Raw genomic sequence first — 22,310 nt, forward strand, 5'->3', positions numbered from 1 at the left:
ATAAGTGATTAATAAAAAACTTTTGTAAGTTTGTAAAAATATAATATTTGTATGAATAACCACGGATTTGTAAGGGTGGCAGCAGCTTCTCCGGCTTTGAAGGTTGCAGACTGCGATTACAACACTGACGAAATCATAAAACTCATAAATAAGGCTGAAGAAGATAACATTTCGGCAATAGTTTTTCCTGAACTATCCATTACGGCATATACTTGCGGAGACCTCTTTCTACAAAGTTTGTTGCTTGAAGAAGCCTTGAAATCGCTCAATCGTATCTGTGATGCTACGGGTAATCTGTCTATTGTGGCGTTGGTCGGTTTGCCTATTGCTGTATCCAATCGACTTTATAATATGGCGGTAGTAGTTAGTGGCGGACGAGTTATGGGTGCTGTTCCTAAAACGTTTTTGCCCAACTACAATGAGTTTTACGAAAAACGATGGTTTTCATCATCCGAAGAATTAAAAGAAAAAACAATTACCTTATGTAACCGTTCTGTTCCTGTGGGAGTTGATCTTGTTTTTAAAACGGAATTGTTTAATTTCTCAATTGATGTTTGTGAAGATTTATGGACTCCGATACCGCCATCAAGTATTTCTTGTCTCAATGGCGCAGAGGTGGTTTTTAATCTTTCGGCGAGTAACGAAACTACAGGTAAACATCTTTATAGAAAATCTCTCGTTAGCCAACAATCGGCACGTTGCATTTCCGGATATGTATATGCTGCCTCGGGTAACGGGGAGTCTACTACCGATATAATTTTTGCCGGGAGTAGTATGATTGCAGAGAATGGTTCGATTTTGACTGAAGGAGAACGTTTCTCTTTTGATAGTAAAGTTACTGTTGCAGATATAGATATTGATCGGTTACGCATTGATCGGTTGAAGAACAAATCATTTTCCTTGTCCGAATATACAGCTATAAAAGGTATTGAGTTTAGAGACGTTTTTGTGTCTAAAAACCTTATATCAAAATCTATTTCAGATAAATTGGGTAAGGATAAAAAAGCGGACATAAAAAAATACGCACTCAGGCGATTTGTATCTCCTACACCTTTTGTCCCAACAAATGATGGGACGTTGAATGAACGTTGCGACGAAATATTCTCAATACAAGTTAGCGGCCTAGCCAAAAGGATGCTGCATACCTCTATTCAAAAGGCAGTAATTGGTGTTTCGGGCGGTCTTGATTCTACATTGGCATTGCTTGTTTTAGCTAAGACATTTGACAAACTGAATATATCCCGAGAGAATATAATCGGTATCACAATGCCGGGCTTTGGTACTACCGATCGTACTTATACGAATGCAATTAAGTTGATGCAGTCGTTAGGAACAACTATTAAAGAAATATCTATAAAAGATGCCGTAATTCAGCATTTCAAGGATATTGAACATGATGTAAATACCCATGACATAACTTACGAAAACTCTCAGGCTCGCGAGCGAACCCAAATCCTGATGGATTATGCGAATAAAGTAAATGGGCTTGTGATAGGAACGGGAGACCTCTCGGAATTGGCATTAGGTTGGTGCACCTATAACGGAGATCATATGTCGATGTATGCAGTGAATACCGGCATTCCGAAGACACTTGTTCGCACCCTAGTAGGATGGATTGCTGATACACATATGGATGAGTCGTCTAAAGCTATACTTCTTGATGTAATGGATACACCTGTTAGTCCCGAACTGCTTCCTATGGATGAAAACGGAGAGATCTTGCAAAAGACAGAAGATGTGGTAGGGCCATATATCTTGCATGACTTCTTTTTATATTACGTGTTGAGATTTGGGTTTCCTCCTTCAAAAATATATTTTCTAGCTAAGCATGCCTTTGCAGAGCAATATACTAATCAGGAGATATTGAAATGGCTTAGAACCTTCTTTTGGCGGTTTTTCTCTCAGCAGTTTAAGCGTTCGTGTCTGCCTGATGGGCCGAAGGTAGGGTCAGTAAACTTGTCTCCACGGGGTGACTGGCGGATGCCAAGTGATGCCTCTGTAGCTTTGTGGATAAAGGAATTAGAAACGTTACAACCATAGTTTATTATATTTAAAGACAACTTTTACTTTACAAAAAGATATTTATATTATTTGAATTATTGAAAAGGTTAATATGAACTTTTTCATATAATGGAAGATTCATAATCATACAACAAGTACACATTTGGTAAAGCTGAGAATGTAGATATAAAATTACAGTATATTTAATCCTTAGTACCTAAACACCTCTCGATCTTTGTGAACGAAACTTTATAATCAGAAAAACTATATGACTACAACAAGACTTTTTTCAACGATCTTTCTATTGCTTTATTTTACTTCTTTGTTTGCTCAGGATGAACCCCCTTTCCGATTTGGAATAAGAGGTGGAGGTAATTTATATAGTGGAGTACTAAGTGTCGCTCCGGAAATCAGCAAAAAATTACATGCCGGTTATCAGATTGCATTGACCGCTGAATATGAGTTTAGAGACAACGTTTATCTGCAAACAGAAGTCGGCCTTACAACAAAGGGCGTAGTATACAAAGGTTCCGAAGTTTTGGAAGGGGGAGTAAGGCAGTGGACGCAAAACTTCACACTCAGATATGTAGAGGTGCCTTTTTTAATTGCTTATAAACCTGAAATAGAGGAAAATATTAGTCTGTATTTTCATGGCGGACCTTATTTCGCCTACGGCATAGGAGGTAAAACAAGGCTAAAGATAACTCATAAGCAAGCCGAAGGTGAAGATGTTGATACTAGCCAAGATTCATTTGGAGAAAATGGATTTAAAAAATTAGATATTGGCATAAGGTTTGGTTCAGGACTTGAATTTGAGAAATATACTATAGGATTTGATTTTGAATATGGTCTCACAAATATTAGTCGTAAAGACACTAAATTGAGCTCTCTTCTCAATGATAGAGGATTTAAAAATAAGGGAGTATGTTTATCGTTAGGGTATAAATTCTAAAAAAGAAGTGTAAAGAATATAAATTTGAAAGAAGAAAAAACGATAAATTGAAATTATATTAATTCTTACAAAAAGTCTCTTATTCTTTCTTTTGCCATTGTTTTTTTAACATAGTTCTATTACCTTTGGAGAGAGTAATCCGGATTTTGTTTATCGTTGATAAACAAATGGATAAAGATATTCTAATGAAAAGATAAGAATATAAAGAAATAAATATACTTAGGAAAATGAACGGCTTTGGCGTTTATATGTTATAAACATGGAAATTAAAAATTAAATCAAATGAAGAGTACTCTAGTTAATACCAATTTCCATTTTAATGGGCAAACAAATGTCTATCATGGAAAAGTAAGGGATGTATATTCTGTAGGTAACGACCTATTAGTGATGATTGCAACAGACCGTATTTCGGCTTTTGATGTTGTGTTACCAAAAGGTATCCCATACAAAGGACAAGTGCTGAATCAAATTGCTGCCAAATTTCTGGATGCTACAGCCGATATTGTTCCTAACTGGAAATTGGCAACACCTGACCCTATGGTAACAACAGGGTTGCGTTGCGAGCCGTACAAAGTAGAAATGGTAATTCGTGGTTATCTCACCGGTAGCGCTTGGCGTGAATATAAAGCAGGAGCAAGAACTCTTTGTGGAGTGTCACTTCCTGAGGGGATGAAAGAGAATCAAAAATTTCCTACCCCGATCATTACTCCTACAACAAAGGCAGATGAAGGCCATGATGAAAATATATCTAAAGAAGAGATAATTGCACAAGGATTAGTAAGTAGAGAAGAATACGAGCAACTTGAAAAATATACTTACGCACTCTTCCAACGCGGTACAGAAATGGCTGCGCAAAAAAAACTGATTCTTGTAGATACAAAATATGAATTCGGTAAAAAAGATGGAAAGATTTACTTGATAGATGAAATTCATACACCAGACTCTTCTCGCTATTTTTACGCTGATACTTATCAAGATCTGTTTGAAAAGGGAGAAGAACAACGACAACTATCTAAAGAATTTGTTCGCAAATGGTTAATGGATAACGGATTCCAAGGTAAAGAAGGACAGACTGTTCCGGAGATGACAGAGGAATATTGCAATAGTGTATCGGAACGTTATATCGAACTATACGAGAAGATAGTTGGAGAACCGTTTATAAAAGCCGATGTAAGCAATGTTTCGGAACGTATCGAAGAAAACATTAGCAGATATCTAAAAAAGAGAGGATAGAAACGGATGCCAAATCTCTATATTATAGCTGGCTGTAATGGTGCGGGAAAAACAACCGCATCATACGCCATGTTTCCTGAAATGCTCGATTGTAAAGAGTTTATCAACGCCGATGAAATAGCCAAAGGATTGTCTCCATTTCAGCCGGAGAAAGTCGCTATTGAAGCCGGTCGTATCATGCTTATGCGCATGAACGAAATGATGCGTCTTCAGGAAGACTTTGCTATAGAGACAACATTGGCGACCAAGTCGTACGTCAACTTTATCAGACGCGCGCAAGCCGAGGGTTATTTTGTAACACTTATATATTTTTGGCTCGAATCGCCAGAATTAGCGATAAAAAGAGTAGAGCAGCGCGTGCGTTTTGGAGGGCATCATGTTCCTGATGATGTTGTGGTAAGACGTTACTTTGCAGGAATGCGAAACTTATTTTCGCTATTTATTCCTATCTCTGATTATTGGCTTTTGGTTGATAACTCAACCGATCCATTCAGAATTATTGCAGAGGGGAACAGAACTAAAATACAGGAAATTCAAGATGAAGATACTTTCTTCTATCTCAAGAATGCTTGATCTTCAACTGAAGTCTACTTCAATTATATTCCATAAAAGATAATGAGCTATAAAGCCGAAAAAGTAGTGCCTTATTCCTCTACTGAGAATAAGGGAGCACAGGTAGAACGGATGTTCGACTCCATCGCGGAAAACTATGATACCCTAAACCATACAATGTCGATGGGCATAGATATAGGCTGGCGTAAGAAGGGCTTGTCTATGCTTAAAAAGAATAACCCTCAACATATACTGGATATTGCTACCGGTACAGGAGACCTTGCCATACAGGCTTATGATATATTATCACCTCAGCATATTCTCGGAATCGACATATCTGAAGGCATGATGAATGTTGGGCGTCAAAAAGTAGCGAAAGCGGGGTTATCTGATAAAATAAGTTTCGAGAAGCAAGACTGTATGGCTTTGAGTATTGAAGATAATTCGTTTGATGCGGCAATTGTAGCTTTTGGTGTTCGTAACTTCGAAGATTTAGACAAAGGGTTGAAAGAGATTCTACGAGTTCTTAAGCCAGGAGGTCAGTTGATGATTCTAGAACTTAGTACTCCCCAACATTTTCCCATGAAGCAAGCATATTGGTTGTATTCTAGATTATTTATACCTACAGTTGGGCGATTGATCTCAAAAGATAAAACAGCCTACTCTTATTTGCCAAAATCTATTGAAGCTTTTATTCAGGGAAAAGATATGACAGAGACCCTATTGAAAAATGGTTTCCGAAAAGTAATATACAAGACTTATACGCTTGGTGTTTGCTCTATGTATCTGGCTGAAAAATAATTTCTCTTTTATAAAAAGGCAAGACTCCATTCATCAAATATTTTAACGGAGTTTGTACCATGCTTTTCTAGGCCTTTTCTTATTTTGTCTATTGACTTTTCTACTCCCAGATTTGTCTTTGAATAAAAACAATCGGCAAAACAAATAATTTTCTCCTCAATGCTCATTGGTTGCATATTGCGGTGGGGTAAAGGCAGGTTCTCTGCTTTTATTTCTTCGAGAGAAATGCCCACGCCTGTATGTCTTTCACAAACCAATGCATGACGGTGATATCCTTGGGCATCTAATAACTCACGTCCCAAGTATCCATGACACACATACGGAGCTATTCCATTACACTCGATAGAAGGAGCGTTGGTAAGGAAAATTCCTATATCATGAAGCATGGCGGCTTCTTTTATAAATTGAAGATCAGCATTTAATTCTGGGTGCTTCTTTGCGATCTCCAGGGCTTTGTTCATTACCTCTTTGCTGTGTCTGATCAGTATCTTATATAAATCAGAATCTTTCTTATAATATTTTTCTATAATAGCGATCACGTCCATGACATATAAATATTTATTGAGTACGAATTGTGTAAATTTGTAACATGTCTTATATTCAATATTAGAAACAGTCAATATCAAAAAAAGTTTTGTAATTTAGTAACAATAAAAATAGCCTCATGTTAATTGAGGATATATATAAAATGAGATTAGTAAACAAACCTCGAATAGGATTGTTTACATGCTGAGAATAAACAATAAAACAACATAGTTATGTCAGATAGTGGCAATAATGAATGTCCTCTTTGTGGTAAAGATACACAAGATGGTGAAATATTCTGTCGTGACTGTCAGGAAATTGCACAAAATTCTTACCCCTCAGGTTTGCTGTCGGCAGATGAAGAGGCAGTAATATCCGCTGAGCTTGATGAAGAAGCCAATCAAGGCGAAGTAAATAATTTAGACAATGCTTTAGATAAAGATGAAACTTCACCTTCGACAGAGGCGGAGGATAAGAATACATTTTTCCGTAAAAATAAGAAGCTGTTAATATTCTTCTTTGCGGGGCTCATTATCTTCATGATAGTTGGGGTGATAGGTGGCTACTTGCGTCAACAGAATTTGAATACGTTGGCAACTGAAACTGCATATTGGAACAAGTGTATTGAAGAAAATACGCCTTTGGGATATTCTAAATACTTGGTGAAATACCCCGAAGGGAAATACAGTGAGGAGGCTTATCAAAAGATTGTAGAACTACGTGACAATGAACGAAAAACTTGGGAAAAGCTCAGAAGATCAAATGATATAGATGCCTTGTTTGCTTTCCTCAAAGATCATCCTGAAACGCCTTATCTAAAAGATATTCGGCATGCTATCGATTCGTTAAGTTGGATTGCAGCTCAAGCTCAAAATTCAGCAGATGTCTATTTGGCTTATCTAGAGAATTCAAAACTGGGACGGATTGATGGAGAGTACATTGCCTTAGCTCAGGAACGTTATGACTATCTTAGCCAGCTGAAAATGCTCGAAGGCAAAGAGCTGGATGAAGTGAAGAAAACCTTGACGGATTTCTTTAGTGCCATGTCTACTGTTAGTAGTAAAGGAATGCAAAAATTATCAGTAGATACCTTAAGCCAATTCTATAGCTCTAAAAACTTATTGAGCAAGCATATCGCAGATTCATTGACAGTAGGGCGTAAAGCTGATAAAATACGCAGTGTGCTTTACACTCCTGTTACAGACTCTATAGAAGCTATTCTTGACAACAAAGGCGTTTGTTTTATTACATTGCCTGTGAAGAAGGAAGTAACTTATTCAGATAGGAAAAAGAAGAAAGATCTTAGTCAGTCTACTCTCAGCATAGAGCTTAATAATAAGAAATTGCAGGCTATCTATAAAAAGTCTAAAGCTACAAAATAAAGATAGCATTCCATTTTTTCTTAATTATCAATTGAAATACTGCTGATATTCTGCTGGGAGTTCTTTTATCTTTTTGATCTCAATGTCTTTATAGAATACTTCTCCGGCTTCGCTCTGTAATTGTATTTTGCCTTCTACTAATGGCTTTGTTTCTCCATTGTTCAGGTAGCGAAGATTGGATAATGCCATTACTACATTGCCGTTTACAATATGTAAGCTTTTGCTTTCGTAGCATATAAGCTCTATGTCGTTCCAATCATCTTTAGGTCTCTCTATTGTGCCTTTTGCTGCGCAGTAGTAGCCGTTAGGAGAGTTAACCCCGATCGGGATCAAAGAGGCTGTATTGTCGAATACGACTCTCGATGAATCTTTTCGGGCACGGACATCCATTTGAGTTTGACCTATGCACCAGTAGTCTCCACTACTGCCCTCAGTTCCGGTTTCTATTAGTTGAAATTCATGACTTGTCATCCATGTTCTCCAATAGTCGGCACCACACTCTCCGATGGAATGGTATAATATTCCCGAGTCTAAAGACTTATTGAGTCTTGGCTCCCACTTCTGATTTCCCCATTTCATCTTTAGTCGGAGATGATAATTTCTATAACTTTCCTTTGTGAAAACACATCCGTAAACTTCTCCGCTTACCTTTAGTATTGGTTTGTCACCGTCCTGTATTACCGTGAATACATTTTTATAATTGTTGTTATATCCTATCGGTTTGATTGTGTCTCCGTTTGGATCTAATGGAACACTGCCGTTGTAGTTGTCTTTCATCTCATAACTCAGATACATATCCCATTTCGACAAATCTTTATCAAGCAAAGATGTCCATCCGGTCTCTTTTTGTTCTTTAGATCCGCATGAGATAAATAGAGCGACTAACAATAAATAGCTTAATTTTGATAATATGTTTTTCATAAATAAAAATGATAATGTATTGAATGATTGACTGTTCAAATATATGCAATTAATTTGTTAGTTTTTTGAAAGTCCTATATATTCTGCTCAACAGATTCTAACAAGAAAGCAAAAGGTGACAAAAGTGACACTTTTTAGACCCTTATCTATTGCCACTTTCTGAATTTGTTCTGCTCTCTTTATCCTTGCTTGTCATATATAGGAACGAAGCACTTCTTCTATTATAAGATAATTTATTTACATAAAAGTACGTTGTAATCTTATATTCAACAAAAAGAGTGAGCTTTAGTCTTTTTATTATACTTCCATTTTCAATATTTTCCTAAATTTGCAATACGTAACAAATTGAATGAAAAGAATGAATAATAGAATTACATCTTTATTTGGTATAAAATATCCGATTATATCAGGAGGTATGGTTTGGTGTAGTGGTTGGCGTTTGGCTTCGGCAGTCAGTAATGCCGGAGGACTTGGGCTTATAGGAGCCGGGTCTATGCATCCCGAAACATTGCGCGAGCATATACAAAAATGTAAGGCAGCTACAGATAAACCTTTTGGTGTGAATGTGCCATTAATGTATCCTGAGATAGAAGCGATTATGGATATTATTATATCCGAAGGGGTGAAGATTGTATTTACATCGGCAGGTAATCCTAAGCTTTGGACTAAAAAGCTTCAAGATAATGGAATAAAAGTGGCACATGTTATTTCCAGTTCTAAATTCGCATTAAAATGTGAAGAGGCAGGAGTGGATGTTGTAGTAGCCGAAGGGTTCGAAGCCGGAGGGCATAACGGACGTGAAGAGACTACTACAATGGTGCTGATTCCGCAAGTAAGGAAAAGCATATCGATCCCTCTTATTGCAGCCGGAGGGATAGGTACGGGGAGTGCTATGTTAGCTGCTTTCGCATTAGGGGCGGAAGGGATTCAGATGGGTACTCGGTTTGCTCTTACACAGGAGAGTTCGGCTTCTAAGGAGTTTAAAGAATTGTGTATAAATCTTAAAGAAGGGGATACTATTCTCTCATTGAAAAAACTTAGTCCTACCCGACTAATAAAGAATGATTTTTACAATACAGTTCAGGAAGCAGAAGACAGGGGGGCAACAGTAGAAGAAATGCGTGGAATCTTAGGACGTGGACGTGCTAAGAAAGGAATTTTTGAAGGAGACCTTTCGGAAGGCGAACTCGAGATAGGACAAGTCAGCTCACTGATTGAAGACCTTCCTACAGCCGGAGATGTAGTAAATAGTATAATTGAAGAATATAATGCGAAAGTTGAAAGTATGATTTCGCAAGACATGAAATTTTGATAATAAAAAATAGGAATTGATACGGAGGTTTTCATAAAATTGGAAGCCTTCGTTTCGGTTCGTTTAGTACTTCTTAAACAGGAGAGCTACAGAATATAAACAGATACGAAGATAGCCTGATCTTATTTTTATAATAAGATTAATTATATATAATACCTAAATCTCAACTGATAAAAACATGAGAAAATTCTGTTGTATATATGTACTGATAGTTCTTTGTCTCTTTTCGGCCTGTAAAAAGAAAGAACAGAAGACTCCCTATGATTTTGAGCAGATCAAACAAAAGAAGGAACTAACCATTATTACGCTCAACACCTCTACATCTTACTTTATATACAAAGAAGAGCCTATGGGGTATGACTATGACCTCGCTCAGGATTTTTGCGACCACTATGGGCTGACATTGAAAGTAAAGGTAGCGGAGAATACCAACAAGCTTGTGGAGATGCTGAATAATGGTGAAGGCGACCTCATCGCCTATGCTGTACCTATACAGACGGGACTTAAAGATTCTATCCTATATTGCGGACTGCAACAAATAACTCATCAGGTATTAATTCAACAGGCAAATAAGGGAGATACTATAATAAAAGATGTAACAGGCTTGATTGGCAAAGAGGTCTATGTGGAAGACAACACAAAATATTATCAACGCTTGCTGAATCTGAATTCCGAACTGGGAGGAGGTATCAACATTCATCCTGTAAATGAGGATACGATTACCAGTGAAGACCTCATCGAAATGGTATCTCAAGGAAAGATAAAATATACAATCTGTGATGAATATATTGCCAAGTTGAACAAAACATATTATCGGAATATAGATATATCGCTTCAGATCAGTTTCGACCAACGCTCATCATGGGCTGTGCGGAAAGATTCTCCCCAGTTGGCAAAAGCATTAAATGAATGGTTCCAGGAGAATGGGAATACTCCTGTTTATAAAGGAATTACTAAAAAGTATTTCGAGCTGAGTAAGCAGACTTTCGAGGGTGAGTATGAAATCCCGAAGAATTTACCTAAGGGCGCAATTTCCATTTACGACGAACTGTTTAAAAAGCATGCTAAAGGAACAAAGTACGATTGGCGTTTTTTGGCAGCGATATGCTATCATGAGTCTCGTTTTCAAAATAATCTTACTTCATGGGCGGGAGCTGCCGGAATAATGGGATTGATGCCACGCACAGCAGCGTCTCTTGGTCTGAAAAGTGAAGACCGGATGAATCCCGATTTAAGTATAGGTGCTGCCGTAGAGCTACTCGACAGGCTAGACAAGATATTTGGTAAAGTAAGTAGCATAGAGGAGCGGGAAAAGTTCTTGCTTGCGGCTTATAATGGAGGAAATGGGCATATAAATGATGCGCAGGCTCTGGCTCAAAAATATGGCGCTAACCCTTATATATGGGAAGGGAATGTGAAAAAATATTTGGAGTTGAAAGGAAATCCCGAATATTATAACGACCCTGTATGTAAAAGTGGATACTTCAGAGCCGGACAAACGACACGTTATGTGAATGATGTATTGAGAACAATGGAACGTTTCAAAAGGATAAGTCCAAAATAATAAAATCAGAAAAGGGTATTTGCTATAAGCTGTACCCTTTTAGTTTTTCAGTGATTTTTACTGCTTCTACAGCTTCTTTTACATCGTGCACACGTAAGATGTCAGCCCCGTTCTGTAGGGCGAAAGTGTTTAGTATGGATGTGCCATTAAGGCTTTCTTCGGCTGTTGAGTCTATTAAATTGTAGATCATTTTCTTTCTTGAAATACCAACAAGTAAAGGAAGCTCAAAAATAGAGAAGCCTTTCAATGAAGCCATCAACTCATAATTCTGGTCGATGGTTTTACTGAATCCAAAACCCGGATCTATTATAATATCGTTTACGCCTTTGAGGTGTAGCTCGGCTATTTTTTTAGAGAAGTAGTAAAAAATATCTTGAATCAGATTGTCGTAATCTGTCAATTGGCTCATTGTTTGAGGTGTGTCTCGCATGTGCATAAGTATATAAGGGACATTGAGCGAAGCAACGGTGTCGAACATATTTTTGTCCATTTCACCTCCCGATATATCATTTATAATATCAACGCCATGTTCTTCTACACAAAAACGAGCGACGTCGCTATAGAATGTGTCAACCGAGAGAATAGCGTCGGGGAATTCCTTATTTATAATATTCAGTGCCGGTTTTAGGCGTTCTATCTCCTCTTTTGATGACAATAATGTAGACGAAGGGCGTGTAGACTGTGCTCCTATATCCACAATTTTGCCTCCTTGTGTTAATATTTCTGCTACACGGGCAACAATTTCTTGTTCACCCTGCTTGCGGCTCTCTGCAAAAAATGAATCAGGAGTAATATTCAATATCCCCATCACAAAAGGTTGCGACAGTTCTAGCAATTCTCCTTTTATATTAATTGTTTTCATGCAATTCTCCCTTTTACTAAGAAGTAACAAAAGTAAGAGATTTTCTGCGATTATTGCTATCTTACTTTTTCGATATTTGAAGCCGAGTCTTCAATAAAATAAAGAGGTTATATTTCTTGTGATGTTCAACGTGAGCGAGATGTCTCTTAAAACTCTCTCAATCCCGACACTTTATAGCGGCTCAGTGTTTCTAATTTTACGTTCTTGCCTACTACCACTCCATTGTCATAGAGGGCTTGTTCCACGGCTTTAAAAGCTATTTCGGGGTGATTATTATCTTGGCTGAGGTGGCAAAGCCAGATATTTTGAAGATTTTCGCTGTATATACTTGCAATAAACTGGGCAGATAAACGGTTGCTAAGATGCCCCATTCCATTGCCTATACGTTGTTTCAGATAGTAAGGATATTTACCCGCCTGAAGCATATATTCGTCGTAGTTGGCCTCAATTACCAGGTGATTTGCCTTCGCGGCATATTCTTTTATTGTATCGGTAATTCGTCCGATATCTGTTACTAATACAAACGTCTGCTCGTCGAACTCAATGTGATAACCTACGTTTTCTATACTGTCATGAGGAACGTCAAAGGCGGTTATTTGAAATTCCCTGATAGAAAATGCTTGTTCTTTTTCTATAATCTTTCTTGAGTGCACCAAGCTTGCTCGTACAGCTCTGTTTCTTAATATACCGTTATGTACGGTTTCCGTTGCATAAACAGGGATGTTGTATTTGTCACCCAGGCATCCCACTGTTTTGATGTGATCGGCATGATCGTGGGTTACCAATACGGCTATGATTTTATCGAATGAGACACCGTATTCGCGAAGGGCTTTTTGTATCGAACGTATCCCTATGCCGGCATCGATGAGTACACCATATTCACTCGTTCCCAGATAGTAGCAATTACCACTGCTACCACTACCCAGGCTGAAAAATTTATATTTATATTGAGGGAATAGGCTGTACTGCATAATGAATGCAAAGTTATATAGTCCTCCCTATAAAAAAGACTTATATTAGGTTAAAAAATAGATGTAAAGAAAAAAATATCTTTTATTTATTTTAATACCCGAAGGTCTAGCAGGGTCTTATTTCTTCAGGAAGCATGTTTTAAGTACAATGCTCGATCCGTCTATCTTACAATCTACTTCAGTGGGTTCTTCTGTAAGGCGGATACTTTTTACCTTCGTACCTCTTTTTATTACCATCGATGACCCTTTTACTTTCAGATCTTTGATTACTGTAACCGCATCTCCGTCTTGTAGCTCTGCGCCGTTGCTGTCTCGTGGTGTCATATCGTCTGATTCTGCTTTTGCTTCGCCTGTCCATTCATGAAAACAGTCGGGACAAATGAACATAGTACCATCAAAATATGTATTTTCCATGCTGCATGCAGGGCAATTTGGAGTATCTCCCATTTCGTGCTAATTTTTATAGTGTTAAAAAAATGAATTATACTCTTTTTCGGTAAGAAATATAGAATATAATATATTTACTAATTATTTGAAATAAGGTGCAAAGATAAGGTAAATAGCAAGTGCATCCAAATAAGGAGTAGAAACGGGGGATGATTGGCAAGGATAAGGGATTTATTGATATTGCTTAATGAATGTTTAGTGATAATAAAATATATTATCCGAACAATACAGTTAACAAAATAATAGGTTAAATTTGTTACTTAAAGAAAAATCAACGACCTGTTTTGTGTAGATCAGAATATAATTTAGATAATATATATTGAGCCGGTAAAACGGCAGAAAAATTAAAATATACAATGGAGAACCAATTAAAAGAGATCGTTTATTCTCGTGATACAATTGAATTTGTAACAGTCGCAGTACAATATTGTGGCTATTTTGAAAGCTTTGAAGATGTAAACGAAGCGGAGTTGATAGATAAGCTTACAAAGCTTCTTCCACTGCTTTACTTAAAAGCTTCTCTTGTACCCGAGACAGATATCATAAATGAAGACGAGGAACCTGAGATAACAGTAACGGAGGGAGATTATAGCTATATTTCTTCAAAGCTATATGATGTATTTCAGAATAATGATGCGTATCTTGAAGTTTTTCTTCAGGATATGAAATATAGCGACACTCCTATTACTGCCAGTATAAGCGAAGATCTCTCGGATATCTATCAGGATTTGAAGAACTTCATTACGGTTTTTGAAAGAGGTGTTACAGACAATATGAATGATGCGCTATATTTCTGTATAGAGAATTTTAAGTCATATTGGGGGCAGAAGCTGGTAAATGTTTTGAGAGCTTTGCACTCACTCAAATATACGATAGTAAATGATAACCTTGATGAAGATCTCGAATCTGCTGATACAAATGAATTATGGTAAACACTATATCCAAAGCTGAATTGTCTACTTATGCACAGGAAGTTTTTCCGGGTAGAATAATCGTAATACAAGAAGAAACCGAGGCGAAGAAAGCATGTGACTATCTTAGCAAATGTGAGGCTATCGGATTTGACACAGAGACCCGCCCTGCTTTTCGTAAGGGAGTGACGCATCAGATAGCACTTATGCAGTTGTCTACAATCGATACCTGTTTCTTATTCCGGCTCAATCTCATCGGGTTTCCTGCTTGTCTGGCAGAACTTCTTGTCAATCCTGTCGTTAAGAAGATCGGGCTGTCGCTGAAAGATGATTTTTCGGCGATACACAAGCGGATGAGTTTGGCTCCGGCTAACTTCGTCGAATTACAGTCTTTTGTTAAAGATTACGGGATAGAAGACAATGGCTTACAGCGTATTTATGGCATACTTTTTGAAAAGAGAATATCAAAAGGGCAACGCCTGTCAAACTGGGAAGTAGATGTCCTTTCTGACTCACAGAAAATGTATGCTGCACTTGATGCATGGGCTTGTCTGAGGATATATAACGAACTTAAAAACAAAGAAAAAATAAATTCGGTCAGGAGTTGATATTCTGATGCTTCTGACTCATAATTCAAAAATATATGGCATTTATAGATTATTACAGCATTTTAGGTGTATCTAAAACTGCCAGTGGCGATGATATAAAAAAGGCTTACCGAAAGTTAGCCCGTAAATATCACCCTGACATAAATCCTAATGATGAGGAAGCAAAGAAGAAGTTTCAGCAGATAAACGAGGCGAATGAAGTTCTGTCCGACCCCGAAAAACGTAAAAAGTATGACGAGTACGGAGAGAACTGGAAGCATGCCGAAGAATTTGAAAAAGCACGTCAGCAACAAGCTCAGAATGGAGGTTTTGCTGATTATAGCAGCTTTGGTGGCGACTTTGGCGGAAGAACATATAGCTTTAGCGGTGAAGACGAAGGAGGGTTTTCTGACTTTTTTGAGTCTCTGTTCGGTGGTAGGGGCGCATCCAGAGGTTCTCGGACAAGCGCATTTAGGGGGCAAGATTATACTACGGAACTTCATTTAAGTTTGCGTGATGCCTCTGAAACCCATAAACAGACTTTGACTCTTAATGGAAAAAATTTACGGATAACAATTCCGGCAGGGGTAGCAGACGGACAAGTAATAAAGCTGGCAGGACAAGGAGCTCCCGGTAGAAATGGAGGTCCTAACGGCGATCTGTATATTACGTTCGTGATACAAGAAGATCCGAAATTCAAAAGAGTGGGGAATGACTTGTATACGAATGCAGATCTAAGCTTGTACACAGCTGTGCTTGGAGGAGAGGAAACGGTAGACACTTTTACAGGAAAAGTAAAATTGAAAGTTGCCGCCGGAACTCAGAATGGAACAAAAGTTCGTCTAAAAGGGAAAGGTTTTCCTGTATATAAAAAGGATGGACATTTTGGAGATCTGATTATTACCTATACGGTGAAAATCCCGACCAATCTGAATGCAGAACAGAGGGAACTGTTCGAAAAGTTAGCAAAGTCTTAATTTAAAGCGCCACAGTTATGAATTCAGAACTGATTATTATACACGAATATTGTATTCAAAACCAAGTAGAGCCCGATTTTATTGTGCAGCTTGAAAATGAAGGACTGATACAGATAAGTATTGTTGATAACGAGCGGTATATACATATTTCGCAGTTGAGACACTTAGATCAGTATGTACGTTGGTACTACGACCTGTCAATTAATGTGGCGGGGATTGATGTTATTCAAAACCTTTTGGATAAGATAGATACGATGCAGGACGAAATTTTACGACTAAAAGAACAATTGCGTTTGATAGATTAATATTTATGAAGAAACTTTTATTTCTTTTTTCAGCCATAGTGGTTACTTTTCCTATGTTTTCACAAAATGAGGTTTTGAGAAACAAGATTCAAAAAATAATTCAGGGTAAAGATGCTACAGTTGGTGTTGCTATTATTGTAGATGGAAAAGACACGTTGACTATCAATAATAATTTTCGTTATCCAACCCAAAGTGTATACAAGTTTCATTTAGCATTGGCTGTATTAGATTATTTAAATAAGAATAATCTCACTCTGGATCATCAGTTGTATGTAAAGAAGGGAGACTTACTCCCCAATACTCACAGCCCGTTAAGGGACGATTATCCGCAGGGAGAGATGTATCTCTCTGTTGCTGATATTATCAGATATACAGTATCTAAGAGCGATAATAATGGATGCGATATCCTGTTTCGCTTGGTAGGAGGTACAGCTGTAGTGGATAGATATATAAGAGGTCTTGGCCTTTCTGAGTTTGCCATTGCTGCCACAGAAGAAGAAATGCACGGACCTTGGGAAGTACAGTATACTAACTGGTCTACCCCCTATACTGCTGCACAAGCTTTAGAAATATTTAGAACACACGATATTTTACCCCAGCCTTTCCACGATTTCTTATGGGATGCGCTGGCTGGGACTACTACAGGTGGAAATAAAATAAAAGCATTGCTTCCCGAAGGGACATTCGTCGCACACAAAACAGGGAGCTCGTTTCGTAATGCCGAAGGGTTGAAGGCCGCGGAAAACGATATTGCAATCATACAATTGCCTGATGGTCGATATTATTCTTTGGTTGTATTTGTTGCTGACTCTATGGAAAGCAATGATGTGAACTGCGGTATAATTGCTCAAATCTCAAAAGCAGTGTATGATTCTCTTCTAGAACAGAAATAGCCGGATTTTACCAAATCGATTTTGATGAATATACCTCCAGATTTTTGACCTCGATATTGTTCCCCCAGAAGTGGAACCTTTCTGTATTATTGCTATCGGGTTTGCGTTCCATCGAATATGAGAATATTCCTCCCTCGATAAATACTTCTACAGATGTGCGATCGATATAAATATCAGCTGAAAGTTCCATACTCGTCATGTCTTGTGGCGAATAGAACATTCCGTTCAGCATGTTTCCATTTATATCATAATTTATCAAGCGCTGACCAAATAGGTTGAGCCCTGCATCTGTGGCGTGTGATAGCTTAATTGTTGTTTTGATGCGCAGGCAATCTGAGTTGTAGAACTCTTTCATCTTGTTGTTGGCGTCATCCGATTTCAGATTGCTCCATTTTTGAATAGGGGTAAATAATTGTTCTGTCTCTTTTATCGGATTGTTTATCAACCTTACGCCGTCTTTCGTGGTTTTTAGAGTTAGCTCGGTAGGGAGTAGCATCATTCCATTGAATGGCATATCGGGTTGATTTATACGCCCCCATCCTATTTGTATGCGTCTGCCATCACTGTCGGGGATGTTTGTAAATGTTTGTGCAGCATAAATTGATCCCGAAGTATAATAATATTTGCCAGCTTCAGGCGTGAATCTCTTTCCGTCAAAAGAGCCTAGCATATATGTTCCTGAAGCTCCATACATTACCCATTTGGTATTGTTTTTGTTCCCGTCTATCGATAACTCAAATAGTTCGGGGCATTCCCAAAATCCTGTAACGTGGCTCTCATAATTCCAATCTTTCAGATTTTTAGACGTGTATATTGAGTGCCCGTCTCTTTCATTCAGTACCATTACCCAATGTTTTGACGGAGCATACCAAAAAACTTTCGGGTCGCGTGTATCTTTGCTATTCCATTTGTCTTTTGAGTCTATAAGCGGGTTTTTGTCATATTTTGTCCATGTACGCCCTTTGTCGAGACTGTAAGCCATGCATTGTACTTGCTTTTCAGAGCTATCTGCTGTATAAAAGGCTATCATCGCAGGATTGTCTTTCTTGTTATATCCCGCTGTATTATCATAATCAATGATTGTTGAGCCGGAGAACATTGTGCCCAAATGATCGGGATATAGTGCTTCGGGTAATTCTTGCCAATGTATCAGGTCTTTGCTTACGGCATGTCCCCAATGCATGTTTTCCCATTCACGTTCGTAAGGATTATGTTGATAGAAAAGATGGTATTCACCATCGTAGTATATCAATCCATTGGGATCGTTTATCCACCCTCGTTGAGTAGTGAAGTGAAATTGCGGACGGTTCTTTTCTTTATATAGGTTTTCATGCCCTTCTATTCTGTCATCCTGATAGATTTTGCTTAATCCTGATGGATCACCTTCATAGCTGATGTTTATAGTCTTACCCTTATAAGCACTCACATCGCAAAATACCCAATAATCTGGATTGGCAGATAGGCGTATTACGAATGATCTGTCCTCTTTTCCATCTACATTAAAACTCATTCTTTTTCTTTCTGCTTTCTGCGAAACAGGTAGGTTCAAGTATTGCTTCGTTATCTTTATCGGAATGTTTCCGGCAGATAAAGAAAAACAAAATAGAAGTGAAACGTGTAGGAATAATAAATTTTTAATGGGCATTTTCATGGTATATCCGATCGTTTATGTTTTCTTCTTTTTTACCAAAATAGTTTCAGTGAGAAGTTCTTGCAGCCTTTCGGGTGATATATTCGTTTGTATTTTCCCTTCGCTTACAAAGGATATTTTACCCCTTTCTTCTGATATGACAATCGCTTTGGCGTCCGTTTCTTGCGATATGCCGAGGGCTGCCCGGTGTCTTAATCCGAGAGATTTGGGTATCTCCTGATTCTGGGAAATAGGAAGGATACATCCGGCTGCTTTAATTTTGTTTCCTGAGATAATTAAAGCCCCGTCGTGTAAAGGCGTGTTTTTAAAGAATATATTTTCTATCAAACGGGTACTGATCTCGGCATCTAAGACTTCGCCTGTTTCTTCATATTGTCCTAACTTAATCTCCTGTTCGATAACAATAAGTGCCCCTGTATATGTTTTGGCCATATTCATACATGCTAAAACAAGAGAGGTAATAACAGGCTCTGAGAGGCCTCCACGTTCTTTTGAACTGAAGAACCGAGCAAAGAAACGGAATGTGCGATTGGAGCCGAGCGTCATCAAAAAACGTCGGATTTCATCTTGGAAGATAATGATGAGTACGATGAGTCCAATATCGACAAATTTGTCGAGGATAGCACCCATAAGGCGCATTTCCAGAACTTTAGATACAAGTATCCATAAGATCATGAAAGCCAATACACCATTGAATATGGCTCCTGTGCCCGATTTGGAGACAATCCTATATAATTGGTACATTACTGTAGCTACCAATAGTATATCAATTATATCTTTTATTCCAAAGTTTTCGAGCATATATGCGATACTATATTACTAAAATTCAAAGATAAGTTATTTCTTCGATAGATAATTCAGAAAAGACATCAGTCTTCTTAAAAAATCTTTTATTCCAACATCAGATTCATAACAGGCTGATGGTCTTCAAAGAATCGTTGCTGCTTTTCGTCAAGCTCATGAACCTTGTATCCAAACAAGAGCCTGCACAGCAATCGTACGTCTGTTTCTATATCAAAAGAGTCTTCCGATTCTAATATCAACTCTACATTTCCGCAGTCTATTGAATATATTTGAGGAGTATCTTCCTGCGAATAATCCGTTACTTTTATTCTGAATTTCTTAGATAGATTGTCTTTTGCATATAGGTCTAAAAGAGTCCACGCCTCTATCACACGTGCCATGCCGGGTAGATTCTTCTTTTCGGGGTATCCGTCCAGTTTGTACTCCTTGGCTATAGCTTCAAAGTCATTTCTGTTTTTTTGCACACAAAAGTCTCTGAATCTGAATAATTGATCGAACGTTTGATAAGCCATATCGATATTATCGGAATATGTATCTAGTATTTCTTTGATAGGAATAATATTTTCTCCCTTATCAAATACTTGTTCATATTCGTATTTCTTATAAAAGTCATACAGCCATTCTTCCGCAGGAATCAGTATTGCAAGAGGGATATTTCTTTCGGCAAGTACTTTATGCGCTTCATGTAGTAACTGTGCCATGTAGCCTTTTTTTCTGTGTTCGGGCAATGTGCATAGTCCTGCCATGTATGCAAAAGGAATTTCCTGCCGGTAGAAGTTTATTGTATACGGCAACATTTGAAGGCTTGCAACCGCTTCTCCTTCTTCAAAATATATAAGTGTATTCTCATGCTTGTATTTGTATGTGAAAAGGATATCGAGAAACTCGTCCGTATCCTCGAAGCATATTTTCCACATACTACGTACTAATTCTGCTGTTTGCTCATTGGCGAATTGTATCATGAGAACGATAATATAATGTTACACAAATGGAATAAGAATTCCTTCTTCTAATAATATATCAGGGTAATATGACATTTTTGCTTTACGAAGGTTTGTTATGCCCATGTCTTCCTCTCTGTTGATATATTTGTATTCAGACGCTTCATGCTCTATAAACTGCTGGTTGATAATTGTATATGCGCCATTTACTTCACTGAAGGCTTTTTCTACATGTACAACGAAAGTATCAGCTGTAAGTTGCTCTCCTATCGTAAATGCCACAATCTTTCCATTAACACGGATCGCACCTCCACGAAGTTGCAGATATTCGAAGTTTTCGAGCATAATTTTGGTTGCGATATAATCGTATCGTTGAGAGAAATCCGCTTTTGAGGTATTTACTTCTTCCCATTCATCGAGCATATATGCACACTCTTCCAGCTCTTTTTTGGAGGTCAGAGGAAAATATTCCCAGTCGGGGTTGTCTGCCTTAAATCGGTTGATGTGATTGCGCTTGCTTTGCAGTTTTTTGCCCGAAAGGTTAATTAACTTCTCAGACAAATAGATATACTCATCATTGTTGCGATCGGGCAGGTATCTGAACTCTCCCGGAATTTCGTTGCGTATTTTTTCCCACATTTCAGACGAGATGCCTTTCATCTGGAATGGTATTTTGTTTATTTTCGCATCTTCTTCTATTAATTTGAATGCATCTATAAGTGGCATTTTTCCGATGGGCATCATATAATATGTCTGTCCGTCGGAATCCTGGAACCGAAGAAATATTGTACGGTGTTCTATTGCGTACACCGTTTTGAATTTTGCATTCCATGCGTAAAGGTTTGTAAAACAAAAGTCGCAGGCACGGTATTCGTTTCCTGCAAAAGCGGCATCTATTACTTTTTTATCAGAAAATGTAATCTGCTTAAAGTTGATCATAAATTAGGAACGTATTAAAAATCCTATAAACAAAACTACTATAAATATTGTTTAGAAACACAAGTCCGGATTATTTATATTATATAACATTTGTTTATAAAATAAAATATCACGAAATTTGTGACTTATAAAGAATCATTCTATATAAGAAAACTATCGAAAGATGTCTAAAACGAAGAAAGTGCTGGCTGTAGCCGAAACTTCATATATTATTCGTAAAGGTCTGGTTTATGTTTTATCTCAGCTAAATAGCGTCGGTAAAGTTGTAGAATTGAGAGAAATGGAAGATATAAATTATCAGATAAATATACTCAAACCGGATGCTGTTCTTATCAACCCCATGTTGTTGGGGCATACATCAAGGCATGATATCCGGCAGCAGCTCAATTTGGATAAACAGACAGCAATAATAGCTTTGGTTTATAATCTTATTGATGAGCAGTTTTATCGTTCCTATGACGCAGTTATACGTATAAATGATTCCGAATCGAAAATTGAAGAAACTTTACTTAAATGTCTTGAGAAGGAAACGGGAGGACAGTCAGACACCGAAGAGTTGAGTGATAGAGAGAAAGAAATTTTGATAAGTGTTGTAAAGGGCATGAGTAATAAAGAAATAGCCGATCATCATAGTATCTCTATTCATACGGCGATTACGCACCGCAGAAATATTACACGCAAATTGAAAGTTCATAGTATTTCTGGATTGACTATATATGCAATAATTAATAAATTAGTGGATATTTCGGAAATAAAATATCAAGACGAATAAACTTGTA

23 protein-coding genes are annotated in these 22,310 nt (G+C 37.7%); 14 read left to right on the top strand and 9 right to left on the bottom strand.

What is annotated here, in order from left to right; all coding sequences use genetic code 11:
- Positions 1–51 precede the first annotated feature (51 nt).
- The 5 genes from E4T88_RS10955 (at position 52) to ubiE (ending at position 5,539) form a co-directional block, all read left to right on the top strand.
- On the top strand, positions 52–2,040 hold the full coding sequence (locus tag E4T88_RS10955) for an NAD(+) synthase (RefSeq protein WP_135105483.1): 1,989 nt from the start codon (positions 52–54) through the stop codon (positions 2,038–2,040).
- 229 nt (positions 2,041–2,269) lie between these two features.
- Entirely contained in the window at positions 2,270–2,953 is a 684-nt protein-coding gene (locus E4T88_RS10960; protein ID WP_135105484.1) for a porin family protein, read from the top strand.
- Between the two features lie 282 nt (positions 2,954–3,235).
- The gene (locus tag E4T88_RS10965; RefSeq protein WP_135105485.1) at positions 3,236–4,186 is read left to right on the top strand and encodes a phosphoribosylaminoimidazolesuccinocarboxamide synthase; all 951 of its coding nucleotides are present in this window, start codon (positions 3,236–3,238) and stop codon (positions 4,184–4,186) included.
- Positions 4,187–4,192: 6 nt separating this feature from the next.
- Positions 4,193–4,759, top strand: a complete 567-nt coding sequence (locus E4T88_RS10970) for an ATPase (RefSeq protein ID WP_006841758.1) — start codon at positions 4,193–4,195, stop codon at positions 4,757–4,759.
- 42 nt (positions 4,760–4,801) lie between these two features.
- Positions 4,802–5,539, top strand: coding sequence for a bifunctional demethylmenaquinone methyltransferase/2-methoxy-6-polyprenyl-1,4-benzoquinol methylase UbiE (ubiE, locus tag E4T88_RS10975; protein WP_135105486.1), 738 nt, complete (start codon positions 4,802–4,804; stop codon positions 5,537–5,539).
- An 8-nt stretch (positions 5,540–5,547) separates the two neighbouring features.
- On the opposite strand, the gene E4T88_RS10980 is transcribed toward ubiE, so the two are convergent.
- Positions 5,548–6,084, bottom strand: coding sequence for an HD domain-containing protein (locus tag E4T88_RS10980; protein ID WP_135105487.1), 537 nt, complete (start codon positions 6,082–6,084; stop codon positions 5,548–5,550).
- Between the two features lie 213 nt (positions 6,085–6,297).
- Here E4T88_RS10980 and E4T88_RS10985 point away from each other — a divergent pair, with 213 nt between their 5' ends.
- Positions 6,298–7,446, top strand: a complete 1,149-nt coding sequence (locus E4T88_RS10985; RefSeq protein ID WP_135105488.1) for a hypothetical protein — start codon at positions 6,298–6,300, stop codon at positions 7,444–7,446.
- Positions 7,447–7,473: 27 nt separating this feature from the next.
- On the opposite strand, the gene E4T88_RS10990 is transcribed toward E4T88_RS10985, so the two are convergent.
- On the bottom strand, positions 7,474–8,367 hold the full coding sequence (locus tag E4T88_RS10990) for a 3-keto-disaccharide hydrolase (protein ID WP_135105489.1): 894 nt from the start codon (positions 8,365–8,367) through the stop codon (positions 7,474–7,476).
- A 358-nt stretch (positions 8,368–8,725) separates the two neighbouring features.
- Between E4T88_RS10990 and E4T88_RS10995 the strand changes: the two genes are divergently transcribed.
- Both E4T88_RS10995 and E4T88_RS11000 read left to right on the top strand, forming a co-directional pair.
- On the top strand, positions 8,726–9,679 hold the full coding sequence (locus E4T88_RS10995) for an NAD(P)H-dependent flavin oxidoreductase (protein ID WP_221411801.1): 954 nt from the start codon (positions 8,726–8,728) through the stop codon (positions 9,677–9,679).
- A 178-nt stretch (positions 9,680–9,857) separates the two neighbouring features.
- A complete protein-coding gene (locus tag E4T88_RS11000) occupies positions 9,858–11,243 on the top strand; it encodes an MltF family protein (protein ID WP_135105491.1) in 1,386 nt (461 codons plus the stop codon).
- 22 nt (positions 11,244–11,265) lie between these two features.
- Here E4T88_RS11000 and folP read toward each other — a convergent pair whose 3' ends face one another.
- The 3 genes from folP to E4T88_RS11015 form a co-directional block, all read right to left on the bottom strand.
- Positions 11,266–12,105 (bottom strand): dihydropteroate synthase, encoded by an 840-nt coding sequence (folP, locus tag E4T88_RS11005; protein ID WP_135105492.1) that lies wholly within the window; start codon positions 12,103–12,105, stop codon positions 11,266–11,268.
- A gap of 146 nt (positions 12,106–12,251) precedes the next feature.
- Positions 12,252–13,076: an MBL fold metallo-hydrolase gene (locus E4T88_RS11010; RefSeq protein ID WP_135105493.1), complete on the bottom strand. Its 825-nt coding sequence runs from the start codon at positions 13,074–13,076 to the stop codon at positions 12,252–12,254.
- Between the two features lie 117 nt (positions 13,077–13,193).
- Positions 13,194–13,523, bottom strand: coding sequence for a zinc ribbon domain-containing protein YjdM (locus E4T88_RS11015; RefSeq protein ID WP_135105494.1), 330 nt, complete (start codon positions 13,521–13,523; stop codon positions 13,194–13,196).
- Between the two features lie 356 nt (positions 13,524–13,879).
- On the opposite strand from E4T88_RS11015, the gene E4T88_RS11020 reads away from it, so the two are divergent.
- Genes E4T88_RS11020 through bla form a run of 5 tightly spaced genes read left to right on the top strand, consistent with a single transcriptional unit; the run spans position 13,880 to position 17,196 of the window.
- Entirely contained in the window at positions 13,880–14,455 is a 576-nt protein-coding gene (locus tag E4T88_RS11020) for a DUF5063 domain-containing protein (RefSeq protein ID WP_135105495.1), read from the top strand.
- Positions 14,449–15,042, top strand: a complete 594-nt coding sequence (locus E4T88_RS11025) for a 3'-5' exonuclease (protein WP_135105496.1) — start codon at positions 14,449–14,451, stop codon at positions 15,040–15,042. The genes E4T88_RS11020 and E4T88_RS11025 overlap by 7 nt, the downstream gene beginning before the upstream one ends.
- Positions 15,043–15,077: 35 nt before the next feature.
- Positions 15,078–15,998: a DnaJ C-terminal domain-containing protein gene (locus E4T88_RS11030; protein ID WP_135105497.1), complete on the top strand. Its 921-nt coding sequence runs from the start codon at positions 15,078–15,080 to the stop codon at positions 15,996–15,998.
- A 17-nt stretch (positions 15,999–16,015) separates the two neighbouring features.
- Positions 16,016–16,303: a chaperone modulator CbpM gene (locus E4T88_RS11035; protein ID WP_135105498.1), complete on the top strand. Its 288-nt coding sequence runs from the start codon at positions 16,016–16,018 to the stop codon at positions 16,301–16,303.
- A gap of 5 nt (positions 16,304–16,308) precedes the next feature.
- Complete coding sequence (gene bla, locus E4T88_RS11040) at positions 16,309–17,196, top strand: class A beta-lactamase, subclass A2 (protein WP_228093886.1); 888 nt, start codon at positions 16,309–16,311, stop codon at positions 17,194–17,196.
- A 7-nt stretch (positions 17,197–17,203) separates the two neighbouring features.
- Here the strand turns inward: bla and E4T88_RS11045 are convergent, their stop codons facing one another.
- The 4 genes from E4T88_RS11045 to E4T88_RS11060 form a co-directional block, all read right to left on the bottom strand.
- Positions 17,204–18,841, bottom strand: coding sequence for a glycoside hydrolase family 32 protein (locus E4T88_RS11045; RefSeq protein ID WP_228093900.1), 1,638 nt, complete (start codon positions 18,839–18,841; stop codon positions 17,204–17,206).
- Between the two features lie 21 nt (positions 18,842–18,862).
- The gene (gene cdaA, locus E4T88_RS11050; protein ID WP_006841774.1) at positions 18,863–19,648 is read right to left on the bottom strand and encodes a diadenylate cyclase CdaA; all 786 of its coding nucleotides are present in this window, start codon (positions 19,646–19,648) and stop codon (positions 18,863–18,865) included.
- A gap of 89 nt (positions 19,649–19,737) precedes the next feature.
- Positions 19,738–20,613, bottom strand: coding sequence for a GNAT family N-acetyltransferase (locus E4T88_RS11055; RefSeq protein WP_135105501.1), 876 nt, complete (start codon positions 20,611–20,613; stop codon positions 19,738–19,740).
- Between the two features lie 18 nt (positions 20,614–20,631).
- A complete protein-coding gene (locus tag E4T88_RS11060) occupies positions 20,632–21,531 on the bottom strand; it encodes a DUF2156 domain-containing protein (protein ID WP_135105502.1) in 900 nt (299 codons plus the stop codon).
- Between the two features lie 163 nt (positions 21,532–21,694).
- Between E4T88_RS11060 and E4T88_RS11065 the strand changes: the two genes are divergently transcribed.
- A complete protein-coding gene (locus E4T88_RS11065; protein ID WP_135105503.1) occupies positions 21,695–22,303 on the top strand; it encodes a response regulator transcription factor in 609 nt (202 codons plus the stop codon).
- Positions 22,304–22,310: the final 7 nt, after the last annotated feature.

This window comes from Dysgonomonas mossii (genome assembly GCF_004569505.1).
Taxonomy (GTDB): domain Bacteria; phylum Bacteroidota; class Bacteroidia; order Bacteroidales; family Dysgonomonadaceae; genus Dysgonomonas.